Origin of the sequence: Sphingomonas sp. (assembly GCF_035998645.1) — a bacterium.
Taxonomy (GTDB): Bacteria; Pseudomonadota; Alphaproteobacteria; order Sphingomonadales; family Sphingomonadaceae; genus Sphingomonas.
Genome location: NZ_DASYHL010000004.1, coordinates 737,930 through 758,185, shown reverse-complemented (window position 1 = coordinate 758,185; position 20,256 = coordinate 737,930). Strand labels below are relative to the sequence as shown.

The 20,256-nt window shown below is 66.3% G+C and carries 23 protein-coding genes; 22 read left to right on the top strand and 1 reads right to left on the bottom strand.

What is annotated here, in order from left to right; translation table 11 throughout:
• Window positions 1-8: 8 nt before the first annotated feature.
• The 9 genes from fliI (at window position 9) to VGN66_RS12995 (ending at window position 10,376) form a co-directional block, all read left to right on the top strand.
• Window positions 9-1,346, top strand: a complete 1,338-nt coding sequence (gene fliI, locus VGN66_RS13035) for a flagellar protein export ATPase FliI (protein ID WP_224922383.1) — start codon at window positions 9-11, stop codon at window positions 1,344-1,346.
• Window positions 1,330-1,764 (top strand): hypothetical protein, encoded by a 435-nt coding sequence (locus tag VGN66_RS13030; RefSeq protein WP_327519232.1) that lies wholly within the window; start codon window positions 1,330-1,332, stop codon window positions 1,762-1,764. Before fliI ends, VGN66_RS13030 begins: the two co-directional genes overlap by 17 nt.
• Complete coding sequence (locus tag VGN66_RS13025; RefSeq protein WP_327519231.1) at window positions 1,761-2,723, top strand: peptidoglycan-binding protein; 963 nt, start codon at window positions 1,761-1,763, stop codon at window positions 2,721-2,723. The genes VGN66_RS13030 and VGN66_RS13025 overlap by 4 nt, the downstream gene beginning before the upstream one ends.
• A gap of 88 nt (window positions 2,724-2,811) precedes the next feature.
• Window positions 2,812-4,158 carry a globin-coupled sensor protein gene (locus VGN66_RS13020; protein WP_327519230.1) on the top strand — a complete coding sequence of 449 codons (1,347 nt, stop codon included), beginning with the start codon at window positions 2,812-2,814 and terminating at the stop codon, window positions 4,156-4,158.
• 135 nt (window positions 4,159-4,293) lie between these two features.
• Complete coding sequence (locus VGN66_RS13015; protein ID WP_327519229.1) at window positions 4,294-5,331, top strand: sigma-70 family RNA polymerase sigma factor; 1,038 nt, start codon at window positions 4,294-4,296, stop codon at window positions 5,329-5,331.
• Window positions 5,332-5,359: 28 nt separating this feature from the next.
• Complete coding sequence (locus tag VGN66_RS13010; protein WP_224922388.1) at window positions 5,360-5,839, top strand: hypothetical protein; 480 nt, start codon at window positions 5,360-5,362, stop codon at window positions 5,837-5,839.
• Between the two features lie 78 nt (window positions 5,840-5,917).
• Window positions 5,918-7,015, top strand: coding sequence for a helix-turn-helix transcriptional regulator (locus VGN66_RS13005; protein WP_327519228.1), 1,098 nt, complete (start codon window positions 5,918-5,920; stop codon window positions 7,013-7,015).
• A gap of 158 nt (window positions 7,016-7,173) precedes the next feature.
• Window positions 7,174-9,762, top strand: a complete 2,589-nt coding sequence (locus tag VGN66_RS13000) for a PAS domain S-box protein (protein ID WP_327519227.1) — start codon at window positions 7,174-7,176, stop codon at window positions 9,760-9,762.
• Window positions 9,762-10,376, top strand: coding sequence for a response regulator transcription factor (locus VGN66_RS12995; RefSeq protein WP_224922391.1), 615 nt, complete (start codon window positions 9,762-9,764; stop codon window positions 10,374-10,376). Before VGN66_RS13000 ends, VGN66_RS12995 begins: the two co-directional genes overlap by 1 nt.
• An 18-nt stretch (window positions 10,377-10,394) precedes the next feature.
• Here the strand turns inward: VGN66_RS12995 and flaF are convergent, their stop codons facing one another.
• Complete coding sequence (flaF, locus tag VGN66_RS12990; protein ID WP_224922392.1) at window positions 10,395-10,754, bottom strand: flagellar biosynthesis regulator FlaF; 360 nt, start codon at window positions 10,752-10,754, stop codon at window positions 10,395-10,397.
• Between the two features lie 170 nt (window positions 10,755-10,924).
• Between flaF and motA the strand changes: the two genes are divergently transcribed.
• Genes motA through VGN66_RS12925 form a run of 13 tightly spaced genes read left to right on the top strand, consistent with a single transcriptional unit; the run spans window position 10,925 to window position 20,256 of the window.
• Window positions 10,925-11,809: a flagellar motor stator protein MotA gene (gene motA / locus VGN66_RS12985; protein ID WP_327519226.1), complete on the top strand. Its 885-nt coding sequence runs from the start codon at window positions 10,925-10,927 to the stop codon at window positions 11,807-11,809.
• Entirely contained in the window at window positions 11,784-12,116 is a 333-nt protein-coding gene (locus VGN66_RS12980) for an STAS domain-containing protein (protein WP_327519225.1), read from the top strand. Before motA ends, VGN66_RS12980 begins: the two co-directional genes overlap by 26 nt.
• Entirely contained in the window at window positions 12,113-12,478 is a 366-nt protein-coding gene (locus tag VGN66_RS12975) for a response regulator (protein ID WP_327519224.1), read from the top strand. The genes VGN66_RS12980 and VGN66_RS12975 overlap by 4 nt, the downstream gene beginning before the upstream one ends.
• Window positions 12,475-14,634 carry a chemotaxis protein CheA gene (locus tag VGN66_RS12970; RefSeq protein WP_327519223.1) on the top strand — a complete coding sequence of 720 codons (2,160 nt, stop codon included), beginning with the start codon at window positions 12,475-12,477 and terminating at the stop codon, window positions 14,632-14,634. The genes VGN66_RS12975 and VGN66_RS12970 overlap by 4 nt, the downstream gene beginning before the upstream one ends.
• Window positions 14,631-15,122, top strand: coding sequence for a chemotaxis protein CheW (locus VGN66_RS12965; RefSeq protein ID WP_327519222.1), 492 nt, complete (start codon window positions 14,631-14,633; stop codon window positions 15,120-15,122). The genes VGN66_RS12970 and VGN66_RS12965 overlap by 4 nt, the downstream gene beginning before the upstream one ends.
• A gap of 26 nt (window positions 15,123-15,148) precedes the next feature.
• A complete protein-coding gene (locus VGN66_RS12960; protein ID WP_327519221.1) occupies window positions 15,149-16,000 on the top strand; it encodes a protein-glutamate O-methyltransferase CheR in 852 nt (283 codons plus the stop codon).
• The gene (locus tag VGN66_RS12955; protein WP_327519220.1) at window positions 15,997-17,049 is read left to right on the top strand and encodes a chemotaxis response regulator protein-glutamate methylesterase; all 1,053 of its coding nucleotides are present in this window, start codon (window positions 15,997-15,999) and stop codon (window positions 17,047-17,049) included. The genes VGN66_RS12960 and VGN66_RS12955 overlap by 4 nt, the downstream gene beginning before the upstream one ends.
• Window positions 17,050-17,439, top strand: a complete 390-nt coding sequence (locus VGN66_RS12950; protein WP_224922400.1) for a response regulator — start codon at window positions 17,050-17,052, stop codon at window positions 17,437-17,439.
• Window positions 17,436-17,969 carry a chemotaxis protein CheD gene (locus VGN66_RS12945; protein WP_327519219.1) on the top strand — a complete coding sequence of 178 codons (534 nt, stop codon included), beginning with the start codon at window positions 17,436-17,438 and terminating at the stop codon, window positions 17,967-17,969. The genes VGN66_RS12950 and VGN66_RS12945 overlap by 4 nt, the downstream gene beginning before the upstream one ends.
• Before the next feature lie 11 nt (window positions 17,970-17,980).
• A complete protein-coding gene (locus VGN66_RS12940; RefSeq protein ID WP_327519218.1) occupies window positions 17,981-18,304 on the top strand; it encodes a hypothetical protein in 324 nt (107 codons plus the stop codon).
• Between the two features lie 2 nt (window positions 18,305-18,306).
• Entirely contained in the window at window positions 18,307-19,158 is an 852-nt protein-coding gene (locus VGN66_RS12935) for a flagellar motor protein MotB (RefSeq protein ID WP_327519217.1), read from the top strand.
• 10 nt (window positions 19,159-19,168) lie between these two features.
• The gene (locus tag VGN66_RS12930) at window positions 19,169-19,618 is read left to right on the top strand and encodes a hypothetical protein (protein WP_327519216.1); all 450 of its coding nucleotides are present in this window, start codon (window positions 19,169-19,171) and stop codon (window positions 19,616-19,618) included.
• On the top strand, window positions 19,615-20,256 hold the full coding sequence (locus VGN66_RS12925; RefSeq protein WP_327519215.1) for a PilZ domain-containing protein: 642 nt from the start codon (window positions 19,615-19,617) through the stop codon (window positions 20,254-20,256). The genes VGN66_RS12930 and VGN66_RS12925 overlap by 4 nt, the downstream gene beginning before the upstream one ends.

Sequence of the window (20,256 nt, the reverse complement as noted above, 5' to 3'; positions counted from 1 at the left end):
CGCAGCGCGTGCACAGCCTGTCCACCGCCGCACGCACGATCGCCGCGCTGCCGCTGGAAAAGCGGCACGGGCGCGTCACCGCGGTCCGCGGCGCCCTAATCGAGGTCGAGGGCCTTGCCGGCGCGGCGCAGATCGGCGCGCGGATCGACATCGACACGCCCGAGGGGATGATCCCGTCGGAAGTGACCGGGATCGAGGCGGGTCTTGCGCAATGCATGCCGTTCCGCGAGCCACAGGGGCTGAGTTCGGGCACGATCGCCTGGCTGCACCCCGGCGCGCTCGCGCTGCGCCCATGCGATGGCTGGCTCGGCCGGATGGTCGATGGCCTGGGCCGCCCGGTCGATGGCAAGGGCGAACTGCCGCAGGGCGCGACGCGCCAGCCGATCAAGGCGCCCCCGCCCCCCGCCGCCTCCCGCGCCCGTGTGGGTGAGCGGATCGAGACCGGGGTGCGCGCGCTAGATCTGTTCGTGCCGCTGTGCACCGGCCAGCGTCTGGGCCTGTTCGCAGGCTCGGGCGTAGGCAAGTCGGTCTTGCTGTCGATGCTGGCGCGCTGGACCGAATGCGATGTCGCGATCATCGGACTGATCGGCGAACGCGGCCGCGAGGTGCAGGAGTTCGTCGAGGACGACCTTGGTCCCGAGGGTCTCGCGCGCAGCATCGTCGTCGTCGCGACGTCGGACGAGCCCGCGCTGATGCGCCGGCAGGCCGCCTGGACCACGCTGGCGCTCGCCGAATATTATCGCGACCGCGGCCTGCGCGTGCTGTGCCTGATGGACTCGGTCACGCGCTTTGCGATGGCGCAGCGCGAGATCGGCCTCGCCAATGGTGAGCCGCCGGCGACGCGCGGCTATACCCCCACTGTCTTTGCCGAGCTGCCCCGGCTGCTCGAGCGCGCCGGTCCCGGCCTTCCGGGACAGGGATCGATCACCGGCCTGTTCACCGTGCTGGTCGATGGCGACGATCATAACGAGCCGGTCGCCGACGCCGTGCGCGGCATTCTCGACGGCCATGTCGTCATCACGCGCAAGATTGCCGAGCGCGGCCGCTATCCCGCGATCGACTTGCTCAAATCGGTGTCGCGCACCCTGCCCCGCTGTTTGAACGAGGATCAGAACGCCACGCGGCTCGCGGCGCGGCGCGTGCTCGGCACCTATGCCGATATGGAAGAGATCGTCCGGCTCGGCGCCTACAAGGCCGGATCGAATGCCGAAGTCGATCGCGCCGTCGCCATCGCGCCGCAGATCGAGGCGATGCTGACCCAGAACAAGGGCGATCGCGGTCACGCCGATCAGGCCTTTGCCGACCTTAACGCATTGGTGGAGGAAGCGCATGCGCACGCCCTATGACGCGGCCCTCCGCGCGCTCGACCGCGACATGGATGCCCTGAAGGGGCTGATCGCCGACGCGACGATCCGGCTTCATGAGATGCAGTCGCTGCACGAGGCGCTGGGTGCCAAGATCGTGCGCGAGCGCGAACTGAGCGCGATGGACTGGCAGCTTTATGCCGAATCCTATCTCGACCGTGCGCGCGCCGAGCGCCGCCGTCTGGAGCAATTGCGCCACGATGCCGAGGTCGAACTGACGATGCTGCGCCGCCAGGCTGCGCAGCAATATGCGTCAATGAAGGCGATCGGCAACGCCGCCGACCAGTACAAGGCCGAGGCCGAACGCGTGGCGCAGACTGCCGAGCAGGCGATGCTCGACGATCTGACTGCAGCGCGCTTCGTGCGCCGCGCCCGCGAGATGCGCAGGAGCAGCCAATGATGACGATCCACACCCGCCCGCTGGGTTCCCCGGATACCGCCGCGACCGCCGCCGCGATCCACCGCAACGCGCTGGGCTCGGCGCAGAAGCGGCTGTGGCAGGCGGCGATCGGGACGATGGCGCCGGACGCCGAGGCGAAGCTGCCGCAGAACCCGGACATGGAGAAGCTCGACCTCGACGCGCTGCTGGAACTGGCGGGTCAGGCGACGCAACCGCGTTCGATGGCGGCGGTGCTGCACAGCCCCGAATTCCGCGACATCGACCTGCGCAGTCTCGAGGCCAGTCAGCCTGAAGCGGTCGGCGTGGCAACGCTCGATCCCGCGCGGCTCGGCGCCAATGCCCGCCACGCCCCGGCGCTGGAGCGCGCCGCCCAACGCACTGGCATCCCCGCGACCGCGCTTGCCGCGATCGTCAATGCCGAGGCCGCGAAGGATTCCGCAGGCCAGTGGAACACCTATTCGCGCAACAGCCGCTCGTCGGCGGCGGGGCTTGGCCAGTTCCTCAGCCGCACCTGGGAAGGAATGGCCGAGACGCGCGGCACCTGGCTCAACCAGACCGCACAGGCCAAGGGCTGGCTCGACCGGTCGGGTCAGGTGCGCGCCGCCGCCCGCGCGGAAATGCTCCAGCTGCGCTACAATGCGACGGCGTCGATCGAGACAACCGCAGACTATGCGCAGGCGAACCTGAAACTGCTCAAGCGATCGGGCGTCGCCACCGGCGAAGACCCATCCACGGTCGCGCGCACCGCCTATCTCGCCCATCACCTGGGCCCGGGGGATGCGATCAAATATCTCAAGACCGGTCTTACCGATGAACGCGCCGGATTGTTGCTGCGCGCGCAGATCGGCGGCGGTCGCGCCAGCCAGGCGATCGCCCGCACCGGTGACGCCAGCGCCGCGCACCGCGCCTGGCTGGACAATTATGTCGGCAGCCGCGTGCGCCCCGAACGCTATGCCTAACAGGTAAGTAAGAACCCGGATGGCGACCGCTGCTCCTGCAATTTTCCTATATGAGTAAGGACCGCAGCTGGGATGAGAGGGTCCTGCCATGACCGTGAGTGCCGAACTTGTCGAACGCCTGGCCTTTGCCGGTTTCACCGATGTCCAGCGCGCCGCGCTGACCAAGTTCGGCCCGACGCTGGAGCGCGCGCTTCCCGGCATCCTCGACAAATTCTACGCCAACCTGCGCGGCTGGCCGCAACTCGCCGCGATGTTCAAGGACAGCGAAGCGATGCCACGCGCCGCGAGCGCGCAGGCCGCGCATTGGAAGTCGCTGTTTTCCGGCCGGTTCGATGATGCCTATGTGAGCTCGGTCAAGAAAATCGGTCTGATGCACAGCAAGATCGGCCTCGACCCGCAATGGTATATCGGCGGCTACACCTTCATCCTGCGCCATCTGTTCGAATTGGCCGCAAGCAGCACCGGACGCGCGCTGAGCCCCGCAGCGGCGCGGCGCACGGCGGACCTGTGCACCGCGATCAACATGGCGGTGATGATCGACATGGACCTCGCCATCTCCGGCTACATCGTCGAGAACCGGGTCACCTATGACGAGAAGCTGTCGACGCTCGCAGAGACTTTCCAGGGACAGGTCGCGGGGCTCGTCGAGCAGCTGAGCGTCGCATCGAACGAACTGGAAGCCAGCGCCCAGTCGATGAGCGACAATACCGGCGTCGCGAACAACCGCGCGCTCGCCGTGGCGGCTGCAGCGGAACAGGCAAGCGCAGGCGTGCAGACCGTCGCGTCGGCCGCCGAGCAGCTGTCGGCATCGATCCAGATGATCGCCGCGCAGGTCACCGAATCCACCCGGACCACCCAGCGCGCCGTCACCGATGCGCAGCAGACCGACCAGACGGTCCGCGCACTCGACGAGGCAGCCGAGCGGATCGGCACCGTGGTCGGCCTGATCGGGCAGATTGCGGGCAAGACCAACATGCTGGCACTCAACGCCTCGATCGAGGCAGCGCGTGCGGGCGAGGCCGGCAAGGCGTTCGAGGTCGTCGCCGCCGAGGTCAAGGCACTCGCCAGCCAGACCGAGCGGATGACCGAGGAGGTCGAGGCCCAGGTTCGCGAAATCCAGGACGCGACTCGGCGCGCCGTTACCGGTCTTGGCAGCATTACCGCAACCATCAGCCAGGTCGCCGAGATCAGCAGCAGCATCGCCAGCGCGGTGAATCAGCAGAACAGCGCCACCGCCGACATCAGCCGCAACATCCAGCAAACCGCCCAGGCGGCGCATGAAGTCTCCGCCAATATCGTCGGGGTCAGCCAGGCGTCGGAGGCCACGGGGACCGCAGCAATCCAGGTTTTCTCCTCTGCGAGCGCGCTGTCGGGGCAGGCCAGTACCCTCTCCGATCAGGTCCATCGCTTCGTCAGTCAGGTGCGCGCGGCGTGAGGCACAGCATACTGTAGAAGTACATGTTGTGGAATTACGTATAGGAGTAGTTTACTCCTATTTACCGCAATCAGCGATCATTCCCCTGCAGCCGGAGCAAGCATCGCGACGGCGAAGACGATCGAGGGGACGATCATGTCGACCACCACTGCCGCGCTCGAAGTTGCCGTTGCGACCGTTATCGAGAACCTGGCCAAGGACGGCCAGCCGCAGACCAATCGCCAGCGCGTGCATGGCGACCGCGCCTTTGCCCATGTGCTGAAGCTGCTTGCGCCGCGCATCCGCCACTTTATCCGCCAATATGGCCTGGCCGCCCATTGGGACGATGCCGAGCAGTGCTGCGCGATCGGCGTTCACCGCGCGATCCAGGCCTATGACTCCGAGCGCGCCCAGTTCACGACGTTCGTCAACTGGCAGCTGCGCGGCGAGCTGCAGAGCCTGCGCTTCCGCGTCATGACCGACCAGCGCCCGTCGGCGAAGAAGGTCGAGGCGACCACCGTTTCGCTCCATGCGACCAGCATCGGCGCAGAGGGCGAAGCCAACACGCTGGAGAGCATGATCGAGGACGAATACGCCCTTGAGCGCACCGAGGCCGCCGCCGGCGAGCATTTCGCGGTCAAGACCCGTGAAGCGTTGCTCGACGCCTATGTCGATCATCTGCGCGGCGTTGCGATGGAGCAGCTCAAGCGCCGCGCCCGCAACACCCGGTCGGTGCAGGTCCAGGACCCGCGCCTGCCCCGCTATCGTGCCGGTGCCGCGATCATCGATCCCGCCGAGATCGCCGAGCTGGAGGAAAAGCTGGAGGCACAGCGCCGCACCGTCGCGCGCCGCCTGTCCGACGACGCCGCCGACATCGAGATCGAGGCCGATCCGCAGGAGCGCGAGCGCCAGCGTCAGGTCGCCAAGCGCGCCGCCAAGACGATCGCCGACATCGCCGCCAACGACCCTCGTTTTGGCGGGATGTTCGAGCGCCCCAAGACCACGCCGCGCCGCCGCGCGAGCGACAAGCTGGAAACGCCCCCGGTCGGCGTGCTTCCGGATCACAACGCACCGCACAACCGGCTGAGCCGCGTGATCGCGGTGGTCCCGGCCCCGCTGCAGGAGACCCCGGCGGTCGAGCAGGACGAGCGCGAAGCCGCGCTGGTCCGCGGCACCACCACCCGTTCGCGCTGAGACCAACCCCGTGATCCGCGAGAGCATCATGACCGCTCAGGGCAGCGCCGACGGCCTTATGCCGTTCATCGATCCGGGTCTGGACGACCTGTCCCGGGAATTCTGCCACAATGCCCGCTACTGGCTCGACCAGTCGGGCCATCTGATCGCCGTGTGGGGCGTGGGTGCCAACGGGAATTTCGGTGCAAGCTGGGACCGCTGGCTCAAGCGTCAGGACATCGCTCCGCTGCGCACTGCGCGGGCGTGCGAGCGGCTTGCCGGGCAGCTGCTCGAGCGGGTGCGTCAGCGCTGGCCGATCGGCATGGCGCCGAACAGCATCGGCCTGATCACCGACGGCAGCGGCGTTGCCGTCGCACCGGAAGATCCCTGGCCACTCGCACCCGGCTGGCTCGACCGTCGCATTGCCCGTCCGGGCAGCTTGGTTGCGCTGCGTCGCTTCGATCCGGCGGGAAACTGGGCGCTGATCTCGCATCCGCCACGGTCGACCGCAGCACGCCGGGCTGGCTGACAGGTTTAATCTCTAAACACTTGGAAGCATTCGGGAGGCCTGCTATCCTATATCATTATGGGTATAGGAGACCTGGGCATGGACGCGCCCGTCAAGTTCAGGACTGCAGCAAGTCCCGGCACCGTGCCGGTCGACCCCTATCGTGCGTTCATCTTTCCCAATAATATCCGCGAGTTGCGCCGTCGCGCGGGTTATCAGAAGCTGATCGGCCTGTCGCATCGCCTGCCCGGCCTCACTTATATCCGCCTGTCGAAGATCGAACGCGGCGAGGTGACGGCGCGGGCGCATGAGCTGATCGAGGTCGCAGGCGTGCTGGGCGTCGCGCCCGACGCGCTGCTGCTGGATGTCGATGCACCGGGCTTTTCGATCGAGGATTGGGCGACGCCGTTCGTCAACATGCCGATGCTGGACCTGGAGCGCGAGCGCTTCGCCGTCCTGCTCGCTGCGGCGGTGCGCCATCTCCGCTCGACCGACCGGTCGTTGACGATTCAGGCGATCGGCGAGCGCCACGGGATCGCGCCGGTCAACCTGTCGCGCATCGAAAATGCGCAGCGCAGCTTCGAGGAATGGAATGCGCCGACCCGGCTGGCGATCGCCGAGCTGTTCGGCACACCGAGCGAGGCGGCACTGCGCGCGCGCATCGACCAGTTGCACCGCGGCGGCGAGCTCGACCCGTGGATGTCCTCGGTCAGCGATCCCGACGAACGGCTGCGCCGGACGCGCGAGCGGACCGTTGCGCTGCGGGCCGAACTGCGCGGCGATGTCGCGGGCGTTCAAGCTGTTCCCGCAACAATAGCCACGGTGGGCGACCCTGCGGCAACGATCGCTGTCCGCGGAATCGCCGGACCGGACGGGCTGGTGCTCGACCAGGAGACGGGCGAGCGCATTCCGCCCCCGCCCGGATGCGGTTCGCAGGTCATTGCGCTGCGCCTGTGCCGCGCCACGCTCGGCGCGGGGCTTCCCGGTCAGGCGATCCTGTTCATCGATCCTGACCGTTATCCCGTCGCAGGCGGACTTGCCGCAGTGCGCGAAGCGGGCGGTTTTCGCATCCTTGCGGTCGCGGCCGGAATGGATGGCATGCTGGTCGGGCACAGCCAGTCGCCCCAGCGCGCCCTCCCCCTCAATGACCTGACTCAACATGAGGTCCATGCGGTTGTTGCCGCACGCTTCGTGTAAGCAGTTGTAACCCCATCCAATCTGGGTAAAGTTGGCCACAGAAACGGGGCAAAGGCTGTAATGGGGGTGGCGTGACGCCGGGCGGTCTCTGGTTCCCGATGAGGTCGATACGCGGGCGGGTAGCCGCAATTTGTTTCGTCGCAGCCGCCCTTGTCTGCGTGGTCGGACTGATCGGCTGGGTTCTGGGCGTCCCGACACTCTTGAGCCCTCTGCCCGGCTTTGCCTCGGCCTCGCCTCCTGCCCTCGCCGCCAATCTGATCCTCGCTGCGACATTGATCGCCGTGAGCGTGCCCGGCGCCATCTCGCGCAAACGCGTCGCTGCCGTTGGTGTCGGCGTCGCGCTGGTCGCGTCACTGCTGCTCGCGCTTTCCTTATTCTCTCGCAACGGCGGCAGCCCGATCTCCTGCCTGCTCATCATGTTGCTCGGCGCTTCGACGGTGATCCTGTTCCGCAACGAGCGGGAAGGCGCTCCGATTGCAGCGCTGGTCGCCGCGCTCGTCATCAGCTTCGCGCTGCTCATGCTGGCTGGCCAGCTTCTCGCGACCGAAGTGCGGGGCGGCACGGTCCAGCCCTGGCATATCCCGATCCTGACCAATATCGCCGAGTTGCTGCTGGGCGTTGGCCTGTTGATGACCGCAACTGATCAGGCGCTGGGCGACGATCGCCCGAATGGCGAGCAATGGCCAATGCCGCTGCGCGCGGTGCCGGCGCTGATGGTGGCCCCCGCCTTGGTATTGGCGGCAGATCTCATTTTCTTCAGCGACCGCGACTTTCCCGAGACGACTGAAATCTGGGGCATGCTGGCGAACACGCTGATCGTCGGTTCGGTGCTGCTGTGGGCGATCGCGCGGCTGACCCGGCAGCGCTCCAAACTGCGCATCTTCGCCGCCACGCTCGATGCCCAGCCGATCGCTATGATCGACAGCACAGGACGCATTACCCACTGGTCACGGGGTTGCGCGGCGCTGTTCGGATTCTCCGCGGAGGAGGCCATCGGACAAATCAAGACCGAGCTGCTCCAGACCCGGCCGGCCGAGGGCGCCGAGGAAGAGGAGCTGGCCGTCGAGGGCAGCGGCATCCATCGCCAGCGCCGGCTGGTCGAAACCGCGCGCGACGGCCGCGCTGTGCAGGTGCTGGAGACCGAGCAGCAGGTCGACGATCGCGACCGCGGCACCGTCACCGTGCTGTCCGTCACCGATCTTGGCCCGCTGCTCAGCGCACAAAGCGCGACGGCGGAGAGCGACGACCGGCTTTCGCTGGCGGCGCAGGCACACAAGATCGGCATTTTCGAATGGAACATCGCGTCGGGCAAGCTGACCTGGTTCGCCGATACCGAACCACTGCTCGGGCTGCCCTCGGGTACGCTCAACGACTATGCCACGTGGCAAGAGGCGATGCTCCCCGAGGATCGCGCCCTGCTCACCAAGCGGCTGGAGGCCGCCGTGTGGAGCCGGGCCGACCAGATCAGCTTCTTCTATCGCCTCCGCCTGCCCGACGGATCAGTCCGCGCGATCGAGGGGTCGGCGCGTTGTTTCTATGACGAGGCCGGCGCGCTCACCCGAACGGTCGGCGTGAACATCGACGTCACCGATCGCGTGCAGCAAACCACGCAGCTCGCCGCGCGTGAGGCGCAGATGCGCTCGATCCTCGAAACCGTGCCCAGCGCGATGCTGGTGATCGACATTCACGGGCGGATCCTGAGCTTCAGCCCCGCCGCCGAACGGTTGTTCGGCCACACCGCCAACGATGTGATCGGGTCCAACGTCTCGCTGCTGATGAACGAGGATTTCGGGCTGAAGCATGACGGTTTTCTTGAGCGCTATCTGCGCACCGGCGAGCGGCGGATCATCGGACGGCCGCGCATCCTGACCGCGCTGCATGCCGATGGCCGTGAATTTCCGATCGAACTGCATGTCGGCGAGGCGGTGTATGAGGACAACCGCGTCTTCACCGGATTCATCACCGACCTGTCCGAACGGCTGCGCGGCGAAGAGCGGTTGGAGCAGCTGTCCAGCGAACTGACCCAAATCGGACGGATCAACGCAATGGGCGAGCTCGCGGCGGCGCTGGCGCACGAGATCAACCAGCCGCTGTCGGCGATCGCCAACCATGTCGCCACCGCCGAGGTCATCCTCGAGAACGAACAAATCTCCGACCCGCTGTACGAGCGGCTGCTCGCCCAGTTGCGCGCCACGCGCGAACAGACCTTACGTGCCGGTGAGATCATCCGGCGGCTGCGCGATTTTGTTGCGCGGCGCGATGTCGATCTGCGCGTCGAGCCCGTAGAAACCGCAATCCGCGAAGCGAGCGCTTTGGTACTTGTCGGAACCCAGCGATTGGACGTATCGGTAGACTATGATCTTGCACCAGAGGCGCCCTTCATGTTCGCCGACAAGATCCAGATCCAACAGGTTCTGGTCAACCTGATGCGCAACGCGCTGGAGGCCTTGCGCGCAACTGCAGCAGACCAGCGCAGCATCCGCGTCGCGACCCGCAAGCTCGACGGCGACCGCATCGAATTTTCAGTGTCCGACAATGGGCCAGGTCTGGCCAAACCCATTCTTGATCAAATGTTTCTGCCGTTCAATTCGTCCAAGGGCGAAGGCAGTATGGGGATCGGCCTGTTGATCTCTCGCAGGATCATCGAGGCGCATGGCGGCAAAATCTCGGCGCACAACAACGAACAGGGTGGCGCCACATTCCGCTTTACCGTTTCAGGGGTAGAGCGGACGTTGGGGGAGGACTGATGCAGAGTGTTTATATCGTCGACGATGACCAGGCGGTTCGCCAGTCGCTCCATGGGCTGTTGTCCGAGCGCCCCAATCTGGTGATCCGCGTCTTCGCATCGGGGGACGCCTTCCTCGATAACATCGAGGCTAGCGACGGCGGCGTGCTGTTGCTCGATTTCCAGATGCCCGGACGCAACGGCATCGACGTGATGCGCGAGCTGCAGGAACGCAGCGCCAAATTCCTCACGATCATGCTGACAGGTCAGGGCGATATCTCGCTGGCGGTTCAGGCGATGAAGGCCGGCGCGACCGACTTTCTGGAAAAGCCCTACGACCCCCACCACCTGCTCAACCTGCTCGACCAGGCATTTGCGCGGTTCAGCGAGACCAGCGGCATTGCCGAACGGCGCGAACAGGCACGCGAGCGGATCGCGCGGCTGTCCCCGCGTGAGCATGAAGTGCTGATGGGCCTGATCGAGGGGCGGCCGAACAAGGTGATCGCCCACCAGCTCGACCTGTCACCGCGCACGGTGGAGATCTATCGCGCCAACATGATGGAAAAGCTGGACGTCAGCAGCCTGTCGGAGGCGTTGCGCCTCGCTTATGCTGCGGAGGTTGCGGCACCGGTATAAGCCCGGTGCCGGTACGCATCATGCAGCCATGCGGCCTTCGCCAAGGCCCTCGAGTAGCGAGCGATTGACCTCGATCAGCGGATCGAGCGACTCACGCCCCTTCATCACGTCGCTGGCATGGCGATTGACCCACAGCGCGATCGAGATAATCGATGCACGCAGCGCATCGGGAAGCTCATTGCCCGGCGCACCACAGGCGCTGGCGAACGTATCCCACATCTCACGATTCCAGTGCAGCGCCTCCATCAGGCGCCCACCGCTATAACCATGGTCGCGCGCTTCCATCAGCGACGCTGTAACCGCCCGGATCAGTCGCTGTTCAGTTGCGCGGGGCGTCTCCACAAGAGTGCGGGCACGTTGATAGGCGCTAAGCGACATGCGGGTTCCTCGTTCGCGTTTACATCTATCTAGAGTAGTCGGCGCCGGTCCGGTCGCACCCGCATCGGTGCAGCAAACAAATATCTAAAAGACGCACAGCGCGTCCGCCCCCCCTGCCCCCCGCCTATAATCCACGGGACCATCAAACACGGCAGGGGACGGCCAGCATCATGATTAACGGCGTCGGATTCGTGATAATTATGATCTGCGTGTTCGGCAGCTACATCATGGCTGGCGGCAAGATGGACGTGATTCTGCACGCCTTGCCCCATGAAATGATGGCGATCGGCGGCGCGGCGATCGGCGCGTTCCTCGTGTCCAACCAGCTTTCGGTGGTCAAGGCCGCCGGCAAGGGCATCGCCAAGTCGTTCAAGGGCAGCCGCTGGAAGGACTCCGACTATCGCGACCTGCTGACGCTTATGTTCGGCCTGTTGTCCGCGTTCAGAAAGGGTGGCGCGACCGCGATCGAGCCGCATCTGGACTCGCCCAAGGACAGCCCGATCTTCAACCGCTACCCGCGCCTGATCGCCGATCATCACCTGACCGATTTCATCTGCGACTATCTGCGCATGATGACGGTGAACTTCGAAGATCCGCATCAGATCGCCGAAGCGATGGAAAACGACATCGAGGCGCATCATCACCACGAGATGCACCCGCAGCATGCGCTGCAGCAAATGGCGGACGGCCTGCCGGCGATCGGCATCGTTGCCGCCGTGCTGGGCGTCATCAAGACGATGGGATCGATCGACCAGCCGGTCGAGGTGCTTGGTGCAATGATCGGCGGCGCGCTGGTCGGCACCTTCCTCGGCGTGCTGCTGTCCTACTGCTTCGTCGGCCCGCTGGCCGCCAAGCTGGGCCAGGTGATCGAAGCCGACGGCAAACCCTTCATCATCGCCAAGACCGCCATCGTCGCGCACGCCCAGGGCATGCCGACGCAGGTGGCGGTCGAAATCGCCCGTCGCGCGACGCCTTCCGACAAGGCGCCGAGCTTCCAGCAACTAGAAACCGCGCTCGAGGAGGCAAAGAGTGACTTCGCAGCCCAACCCGCCTGAACTGGCGCCCTCCCCGGGCGGCATCATTCAACTGCCTACCCATGGCGTCACAGTGACCGCCGAAGAGCTCAAGGTTCGCCTCGTGCTTGCGGCAGATTTCGGAGGCGACCTCGTCGTTGATGCGAGCGCGGTCGAAAGTGTGGGCCAGGCCGTGCTGCAGCTGTTGCTGGCCGCGCGAACCGAAGCCGAAGCGACTGGCCATCGCTTAGTGATCAAGAACCCGAGCCCCGCCTTCCTGGCCAGGACCGAGGCGCTTGGTTTGAACGACCGACTGGGCCTGAGCCAGACAGAGGAAATGCAATCGTGAGCAAGCTGATTCTTACCGTCGACGATTCCGCCAGCATGCGCATGCTGCTGAAGGCATCGCTGAGCGCACAGGGGTTCAAGATCGAAAGCGCCAATGACGGGCGCCACGGTCTCGAGCGGATGCAGGAGGTCAAGCCCGACCTGCTCATCACCGACATCAACATGCCCGAAATGGACGGCTTCGAGCTGATCGAAGCGGTGCGCGGCCTGCCCGAATTCCGTGGCACGCCGATCCTGGTCCTCTCGACCGAATTTTCGGACGAGAAGAAGGCGCGCGCCCGCTCGGCCGGTGCCACCGGCTGGATCACCAAGCCGTTCGAGGCCGAGAAGCTGGGAGCGGCGATCCGCCGCGTCTGCCCATGAGCGACGATATGGACGATATCCAGGCGATCTTCTTTGAAGAATGCGCCGAGGGACTGACCGCCGCCGAACAGGGGCTGTCGGCGATGCAGGCGGGCGACGTATCGTCCGGCACGATCGCGGCGGTGTTCCGCGCGGTCCACTCGATCAAGGGTGGCGCGGGCGCATTCGGCCATGTCGCGCTGACCGCCTTTGCGCACAAGTTCGAGAATTTGCTCGACGAAGTGCGCGCCGGTCGTATCGACCCAACGCCTGGAACCGTCGGCGTGATGCTGTCGGCACTCGACGTCCTGTCGGACCATGTCGCCGCGTCGCAGGGCACGGCTTCGCTGCCCGATGACAGCGCGTCGCTGGCCGCGATCCAGGCGATCCTGGACGGCGAGGCTGCACCGGCAGTTGCCGCGGCGCCCGCGCCCGCTCCTGTCGAAGCGCCGGCCGCGACTGCGCCCGAAGAGGAAGACCCGTTCGGGTTCCAGCCGGTCGCCGTCGCACTCGATTTCGATTTCGATGCGCCCGAAGAGACTCAGGACGAGCCGGAAGAGCCGGCCGAAGCGGTGTGGCGGGTCGAATTCGGTCCGTCGCGCGACGCGATGGCCGCCGGGGCCGAGCCGGTCCTGGTGATCCGCGAGCTTGAGGACAATGGCGGCCGCGTGGTCGCGGTCGATTGCGACTCGCTCCCCGCGCTGCGCGATGTTGACCCCGAGCAGGCCTATCTGCGCTGGACGATCGAGCTGCCCGGCTGGACCGCGGAATCCCGCATCGCCGATGCGTTCGACTTCGTCGCGCCGGATTCGCACATCGCGATCAGCCGCGTCGAGCCGAGCGCCATCGAAGCGCCGGCAACCGATGCCCGTGCCGAGCGTCTCGACGATGCCCGCGCGCTGATCGAACAGGTGACCGCCGCTGCCACCGTGGCCGCGCCGACGTTGGCCGCGGTCCCCGCCGCGCCGCCGCCCGCCGCTGCGGACGCCGGATCGCAGACGATCCGCGTCGATCTGGTCAAGCTCGACATGCTGCTGAACCTGGTCGGCGAGCTGGTGATCCGCAATTCGATCCTGTCCGATCGCCTGAGCGCGAAGGATCAGGAGCGGGTCGAACTGCCCGAACTCGCCCGCCTGACGCGCGAGATTCAGGACAATGTGATGAGCCTGCGCGCGCAGCCCATCAAACAGGCGTTCAGCCGCGTGCCGCGCATGCTGCGCGACCTGATGGCCGAGACCGGCAAGCAGGTGAACCTGCAGACGCATGGTGAGATGACCGAAGTCGACAAGGGGGTGATCGAGAAGATCGGCGACCCGTTGACCCACCTCATCCGCAATGCGGTCGATCATGGCCTGGAAAGCACCGAGGAGCGGCTGCGCGCCGGCAAGTCGCCGCAGGGCACGATCGTGCTGTCGGCCGAGCAGAAGGGCGCCCGCATCATCGTCACCGTGTCGGACGACGGCAAGGGCATCGACCGCGCCCGCGTCCGCGCCAAGGCGATCGAAAAGGGCATCGTGGCCGCCGATGCGGTGCTGAGCGACGAGGAAATCGATCAGCTGATCTGCGCCCCCGGTTTCTCGACCGCGGCGACGATCTCGAACATCTCGGGTCGTGGCGTGGGGATGGACGTGGTCCGCTCCAACGTCGAGGCGCTGGGCGGTCGGGTCGACATCGCATCGGTTCCGGGCAAGGGCACCAGCTTCACCCTGGTGCTGCCGCTCACGCTTGCGATCCTTGACGGCATGGTCGTCCGGCTCGCCGGTCAGCGCTTCGTGCTGCCGCTCGCCACCGTGATCGAGGCGATCCGCCCCGAGCCGGGTCAGGTCAGCGCGACCACGCCGGGCAGCGAAGTGATCGAGATCCGCGGAGACTATCTCCCGGTTCGCCGCCTCACCCAGGTTTTCGGGCTTCACGCCAATGAGGATCGCCCGGTGCACGAGAGCCTGGTGATCATCGTCGAGAGCGAGAGCGCCGGCCGCGTCGGCCTGCTGGTCGACACGATCGACGACCGCCGCGAGGTGGTGATCAAGAGCCTGGAGCAGAACCTCCATCCGATCCGCGGTCTGGGCGGCGCCACCATCCTTGGCGACGGTTCGATCGCACTCATCCTCGACGTCGAGGCGCTCGTCGCCCCGGCCGGACAGACCCGCAACCTTCTGAGAGGACTTGCAGCATGAACGACCAAGAGACCCCCGCCGACGAGATCAAGATCGTCACCTTCACGCTCGGCAGCCGCAATTTCGGCATCGACATGCGCTCGCTGATCGAAATCCGTGAATGGGCCGAACCGACCCCGCTTCCCGGCGTTCCCGACTATATTCTGGGCGTCACCAACCTGCGCGGCACCGTGGTGCCGGTGATCGGCCTCGCCGATCGCCTCGGCTGGACCCGCAGCGAGATCCACGCACGCTCCTGCGTCCTGGTCGTCAACATCGCGGGCAAGCAGGCCGGCTTCCTTGTCGACGAGGTCGATGACATCGTCGCGATCCAGGAGAGCGCGATCCAGGCGGCACCCGATGTCGAGCTGCAGGAATCGAACGTGATCTCGGGTCTGATCCAGATCACCGCCCGCGCCCGCGACGGGAGCGAGCCGAGCGCCCAGATGGTGCTGCTGCTCGACCTCGACGCGCTGTCGATCACCCGTCACCTGGACCTGGCCGCGTAATGAGCATGTCGCTGGCGCCTGCGCCCATGAGCCCGCTGCTGTCCGACGGCGCCCCGCCGCTCGGTGACAGCGAGTTCGCGGCGATCGCGCGGATCATGATGACCGAGGCACGCATCAGCTTGCCGCCGACGAAGAAGGTGCTGGTGCATTCGCGCCTGTCGCGCCGCCTTCGCGATCGCGGGCTGGCGTCGTTCAAGGACTATGTCGCTTTTGCCGAGAAGGATCCGGAAGAGCTGCGGCTGCTGGTGACTGCGCTGACCACCAACCACACGCATTTCTTCCGCGAATGCCACCATTTCGACCATCTGCGCGACGTGCTGCTCCCGCAGCTCAAGAGCGATCCGACGCGTGCGCCGGTGCGGATGTGGTCGGCTGGCTGCTCCAGCGGCGAAGAAGTCTACACGCTGGCGATGACGCTGATGGGGTCGGAACGCAGCCAGGCTGAATGGATGCGCAACCGCGATATCCGCCTGCTGGCGACCGACATCTCCGAACCGGTGGTCAACTCCGCAGCCGAGGGCTTCTATGCCGCGTCGGGCGTGGACGGCGTACCCGAAGCCTATCGCAAGGCGTGGATGGTGCCGGAAGGCAATGGCTATCGCATGGCAGAGGCGGCGCGCGCGCTGGTGACGGCGCGGGTGCTCAACCTGTTCGGCGAATGGCCGATGCGCCAGCGCTATGACGCGATCTTCTGCCGCAACGTCATGATCTATTTCGACGACACGGCGAAGGAAGAGCTGGAGGCACGGCTGGTCGCGCTGCTCAAGCCCGGCGGCTACCTCTATATCGGTCACAGCGAGCGGCTGATCGGCCCCGCGGTCGCGCAGATGCGCAGCTGTGGAAACACCATCTATCAGAAAACGGACGGTGCAGCATGAAGCAGGTCCGTGTTCTGATCGTCGATGACAGCCCGTCGATGCGGGCAGCATTGACGCGCATCCTGTCCGGCGACCCCGAGATCGAAGTCGTCGGCGCCGCCCCTGAGCCGCACACCGCGCGCGACATGATCAAGGAACTCAATCCCGACGTGTTGACGCTCGACGTCGAGATGCCAGGGATGGACGGCCTGTCTTTCCTTGAGCGGATCATGCGGCTGCGGCCGATGCCGGTGGTGATGTGTTCGTCGCTGACCGCGGCCGGTGCAGAGGTATCGATCGAGGCGCTGCGCCTCGGTGCGGTCGACTGCATCGCCAAGCCATCCGGCGGCCCCGCCGAGCTGGCGCTGGGTGCCGAACAGCTGCGTGCTACCGTCAAGGGCGCGGCGCGCTCACAGGCCCGCAGGGGCAATATCGCCCCGGCTGCCGCGCGTCCGCCCGCCCCTTCCGCCGCTGGCCAGGGGCCGTTCCGCGATGTTGTCATCGCGATCGGCGCGTCGACCGGCGGGGTGGAAGCACTGTTCAACGTGCTGGGCGAGCTGCCGACCGACTGTCCGCCGGTGCTGGTCGTCCAGCATATGCCAGCGGCGTTCACCGCCAGCTTCGCCGCCCGGCTCGATCGCGGCTGCGCAGTGCGGGTGGTCGAGGCAACCGACGGTGCCCAGCTTCAGCGCGGCACGGTGTATATCGCGCCCGGCGGATTGCAGCACATGGTGCTCGACGGACGCACGAACGGCCGGATCAAGCTGGTCGCCGCCGATCCCGTCAACGGCCACCGTCCATCGGTGGACATGCTGTTCGATTCGGTTGCCCGTCTGGGCAAGTCGGCGGTCGGCGCGATCCTGACCGGCATGGGCACCGACGGCGCCAACGGCATGTTGGCGATGCGTGAGGCCGGTGCGCGCACCTTTGGCCAGTCCCGCGAGGATTGCGTCGTGTGGGGGATGCCGCGTGCGGCACTCCTGGCCGGCGCAGTCGAGACCGAAACCAGCCTGTCCGCCATGGCAGGTGCCATCCTCGCCGCTTCGCGCGGCAAGTATCAGGAGCGTTAAATGCCCGCGGCGTCAGCTATCCGAGTCATGGTCGTGGACGACCAGACGAGTATGCGCGCGATGATTCGCCGCGCCCTGCAGGACTTTGGGTTCAAGGACATTCGTGACAAGGCGACTGCGCCCGAAGCGCTGTCGGCGATGCGGGTGGATCGCGTCCACCTCATCATCTCGGACTATAACATGCCCGAGATGGACGGCCTCGAATTCCTCGAGACCGTGCGCAACGATGCGACCCTCGCCAAGACGGTGTTCATCATGCTGACCGGATCGTCGGACCGTGAGGTCGTGGCGAAGGCGGCGGCATTGGGGGTCAACAACTATCTCGTGAAGCCCTTCGCGCCCGCAGCGCTGAAGGAAAAGATCGAGCGTGTGTTCGGCGACCTGTCATGAGTGTGATCACCGCCAGCAAGATCACGATCATCCAGGGCGAGTTCGCGGTTATCGCGAAGCCGGAGATCGTTATCTCGACCCTGCTTGGGTCCTGTATCGCCGTGTGCCTGCACGATGCGCGTGCGCATATCGGGGGGATGAACCATTTCCTGCTGGGGGAACCGAGCCCGGACCACAAGGTCAGCCAGTCCGAGCTGCAACGCTATGGCGTGCATGCGATGGAATTGCTCATCAACGGCATGATGAAGGCCGGTGCCGAGCGCTCGCAGTTGCGCGCGCACATGTATGGCGGCGCGAACATCATCGCAGGGTTGGGCGGGATCGGCACGGCCAACGCCGCCTTTGCCGTCCGCTTCCTGAAGACCGAAGGCATCGCCATCGGCCTGAACGACACCGGCGGGACACAGGCGCGCAAGGTCGAGTTCCGGCCCTATGACGGGAAGATCCGGTGCAGCTACGTCGCCGAACCGCCGCCCGTCACGCTGCCGCCCAAGATGCCCGCGCATGGCGGCGAGATCGACCTGTTCTGAGGGGTTTAATTATGGAAGAAAACACCAACCCTATGGTCGCCAATCCCGGTGCCGACCCGATGATCGCCTCGCTGCACAGCGCGGTCGCGGGAGAGTTGCGCCATGTCGGCGCGCTGATCGAGCAACTGGCCGAAGTGCTGGTCGGTGACGAGCATTTCGTCGACCGCTATCTGGACAAGCTCCAGGCGTTCGACCTGCTCGTCCAGTGCACCGAGGAGAGCGCCGCGGTGCTCGACCGGCTGGCTGCTGGCGCCTGCACCCGCAGCGCAATCGCGCCCGTGCGCCTCGGCCAGATCCATGACCGGCTGCACGCCGCCCTGCAAGCGGCGCACTGATCATGGCCAGCCAGGCACCCAACACGCGGCCGATCGTGATCCGCAAGATCAAGAAGGTGTCCGGTGGACATCATGGCGGTGCGTGGAAGGTTGCCTATGCGGACTTCGTGACCGCGATGATGGCGTTCTTCATGCTGCTCTGGCTCATCAGCAATCCTGACAAGGAAACGCTGAAGGGGCTGGCAGAGTATTTCACCCCCGGCCCGCCGATGGTGGGAAGCGCGGGCAATGCCGCCGGCGGTGCTCAGGCCGGATCGGGCGGGCATGGCCGCGCCAAGAATGCCGATCAGGCCAAGGCCGCCGGGGTTCCCGCGATGGAGGCACAGAGCGTCGGCACCGCGCGCGGCGGCTCCGCAACGATCCCGGACGCGACGCTGCGCGTGCTGGCGCAGGAGCTGCGCATCTCGCTCGACGCGATTTCAGCTGAGGCGAGCGCGCAGCAGAAGATCGAGTCCGACGAGGACGGGCTGCGCATCACGCTGATGGATAGCGTGCGCCAGCCGATGTTCCGGCCCGGCACCGCGCAACTCAACGACTTTGCCCGCCGCCAGTTGAACACCGTCGCGGAAAAGCTCGCCCGGTCGGGCGCGCGCCTGACGATCGAGGGGCATACCGACGGCGCCGGCGGCGATACCGAGACCAATTGGCGCCTGTCGGGCGAGCGCGCGCTGACCGCACGATCGACGCTGCTGGGTGGCGGGATCACCGCCGACCGCATCGCCGGGGTGATGGCGCGCGGCGCCAGCCAGCCAATGTATCCGGGCGAACCGGCCCGCGCCGAAAACCGGCGCATCACGATCATCGTCAAGGGCGAGTCCCCAGCGACGCCCGCAGATTCAAGCTTCAAGCTGTGAGCGAAGGACAATGAAGAAGATCCTGTTCCCCATCATCCTGTTGATCACCGGCGGTGCGATCGGCGCGGGGAGCGGCTATGCGACCAACTTCTTCCTAGGCACGCCCGCCGGTGCGACGACGGCCAAGCCCGAACCCGCCGAAGAAGAACCGGGCCAGTTCGTCACCGTGCCCGCGATGACCGCGCCGCTGGTGCTGAAGGACGGCAAGCTGTCCGGCTATGCGACGTTCGAGGTCCAGCTGGAGGTCGACGAGAGTCAGGTCGAAGCGGTTACCGCGCGGCTCCCCTTTCTGCAGCACGCGATCAACCTGCGCACCTTCAAGGTGCCGCTGGCGGCGGGCGCGGACGGGATGCTGCCCGACCTCGACAATTTCCGCCGCGTGGTGATCGAAGCTGCGCGCGAGGCGATCGGCCCGGACAAGGTGCGAAAGGTCGTGATCACCAAAGCAGAGCCGGCATGATGTACAGCGACCATCCCGAACGCTGGGACAGCGCACCGACCGCGCTCGACGATCGTCGCAGCGGGGGCGACACCCGGCTGGTCACGACCTTGCTCGTCGGCCGTCTGGTCACGCCGCGCGGCGACGTCGTCTGCCGGGTCCGAAATATTTCCGAGAGCGGCGCACGGATCGAATGCGCGATTGCATTGTCGCGCGGTGACCGCGTGCAGATTGAGTTGCGCGGCGCGGCGCTGCTGGATGCCGAAATCGCCTGGTCCCAGGGCGGTGCATGCGGCCTGCGCTTCCTGTCGAAAGTCGCGGCCGAACTGATCCTGAAGCCGTCGCCCAAGCAACAGGGCTGGCACAACCGCCTGCCGCGGCTCGAAACCGAATGCGCCGTGCTTCTCACCTGCGACGGCCGGCGCCTCGCCGCGACGCTGCGCGACATCAACCAGCGCGGGCTGCGGATCGACGGGCTCAGTCGCACGCTGACCCAAGGGACGCTGTCGGTCCATATTCCCCACCTGGGTACGGTCAACGCCGCGATCCGCTGGCAGCGCGAAGACGCAGCCGGGCTGCAATTCCTGACCCCGTTGCGGTTCGAGACGCTGTCGGCCTGGCTGATCGATCCCGCGACCCGGTTCGGGCGGCGGGATTAG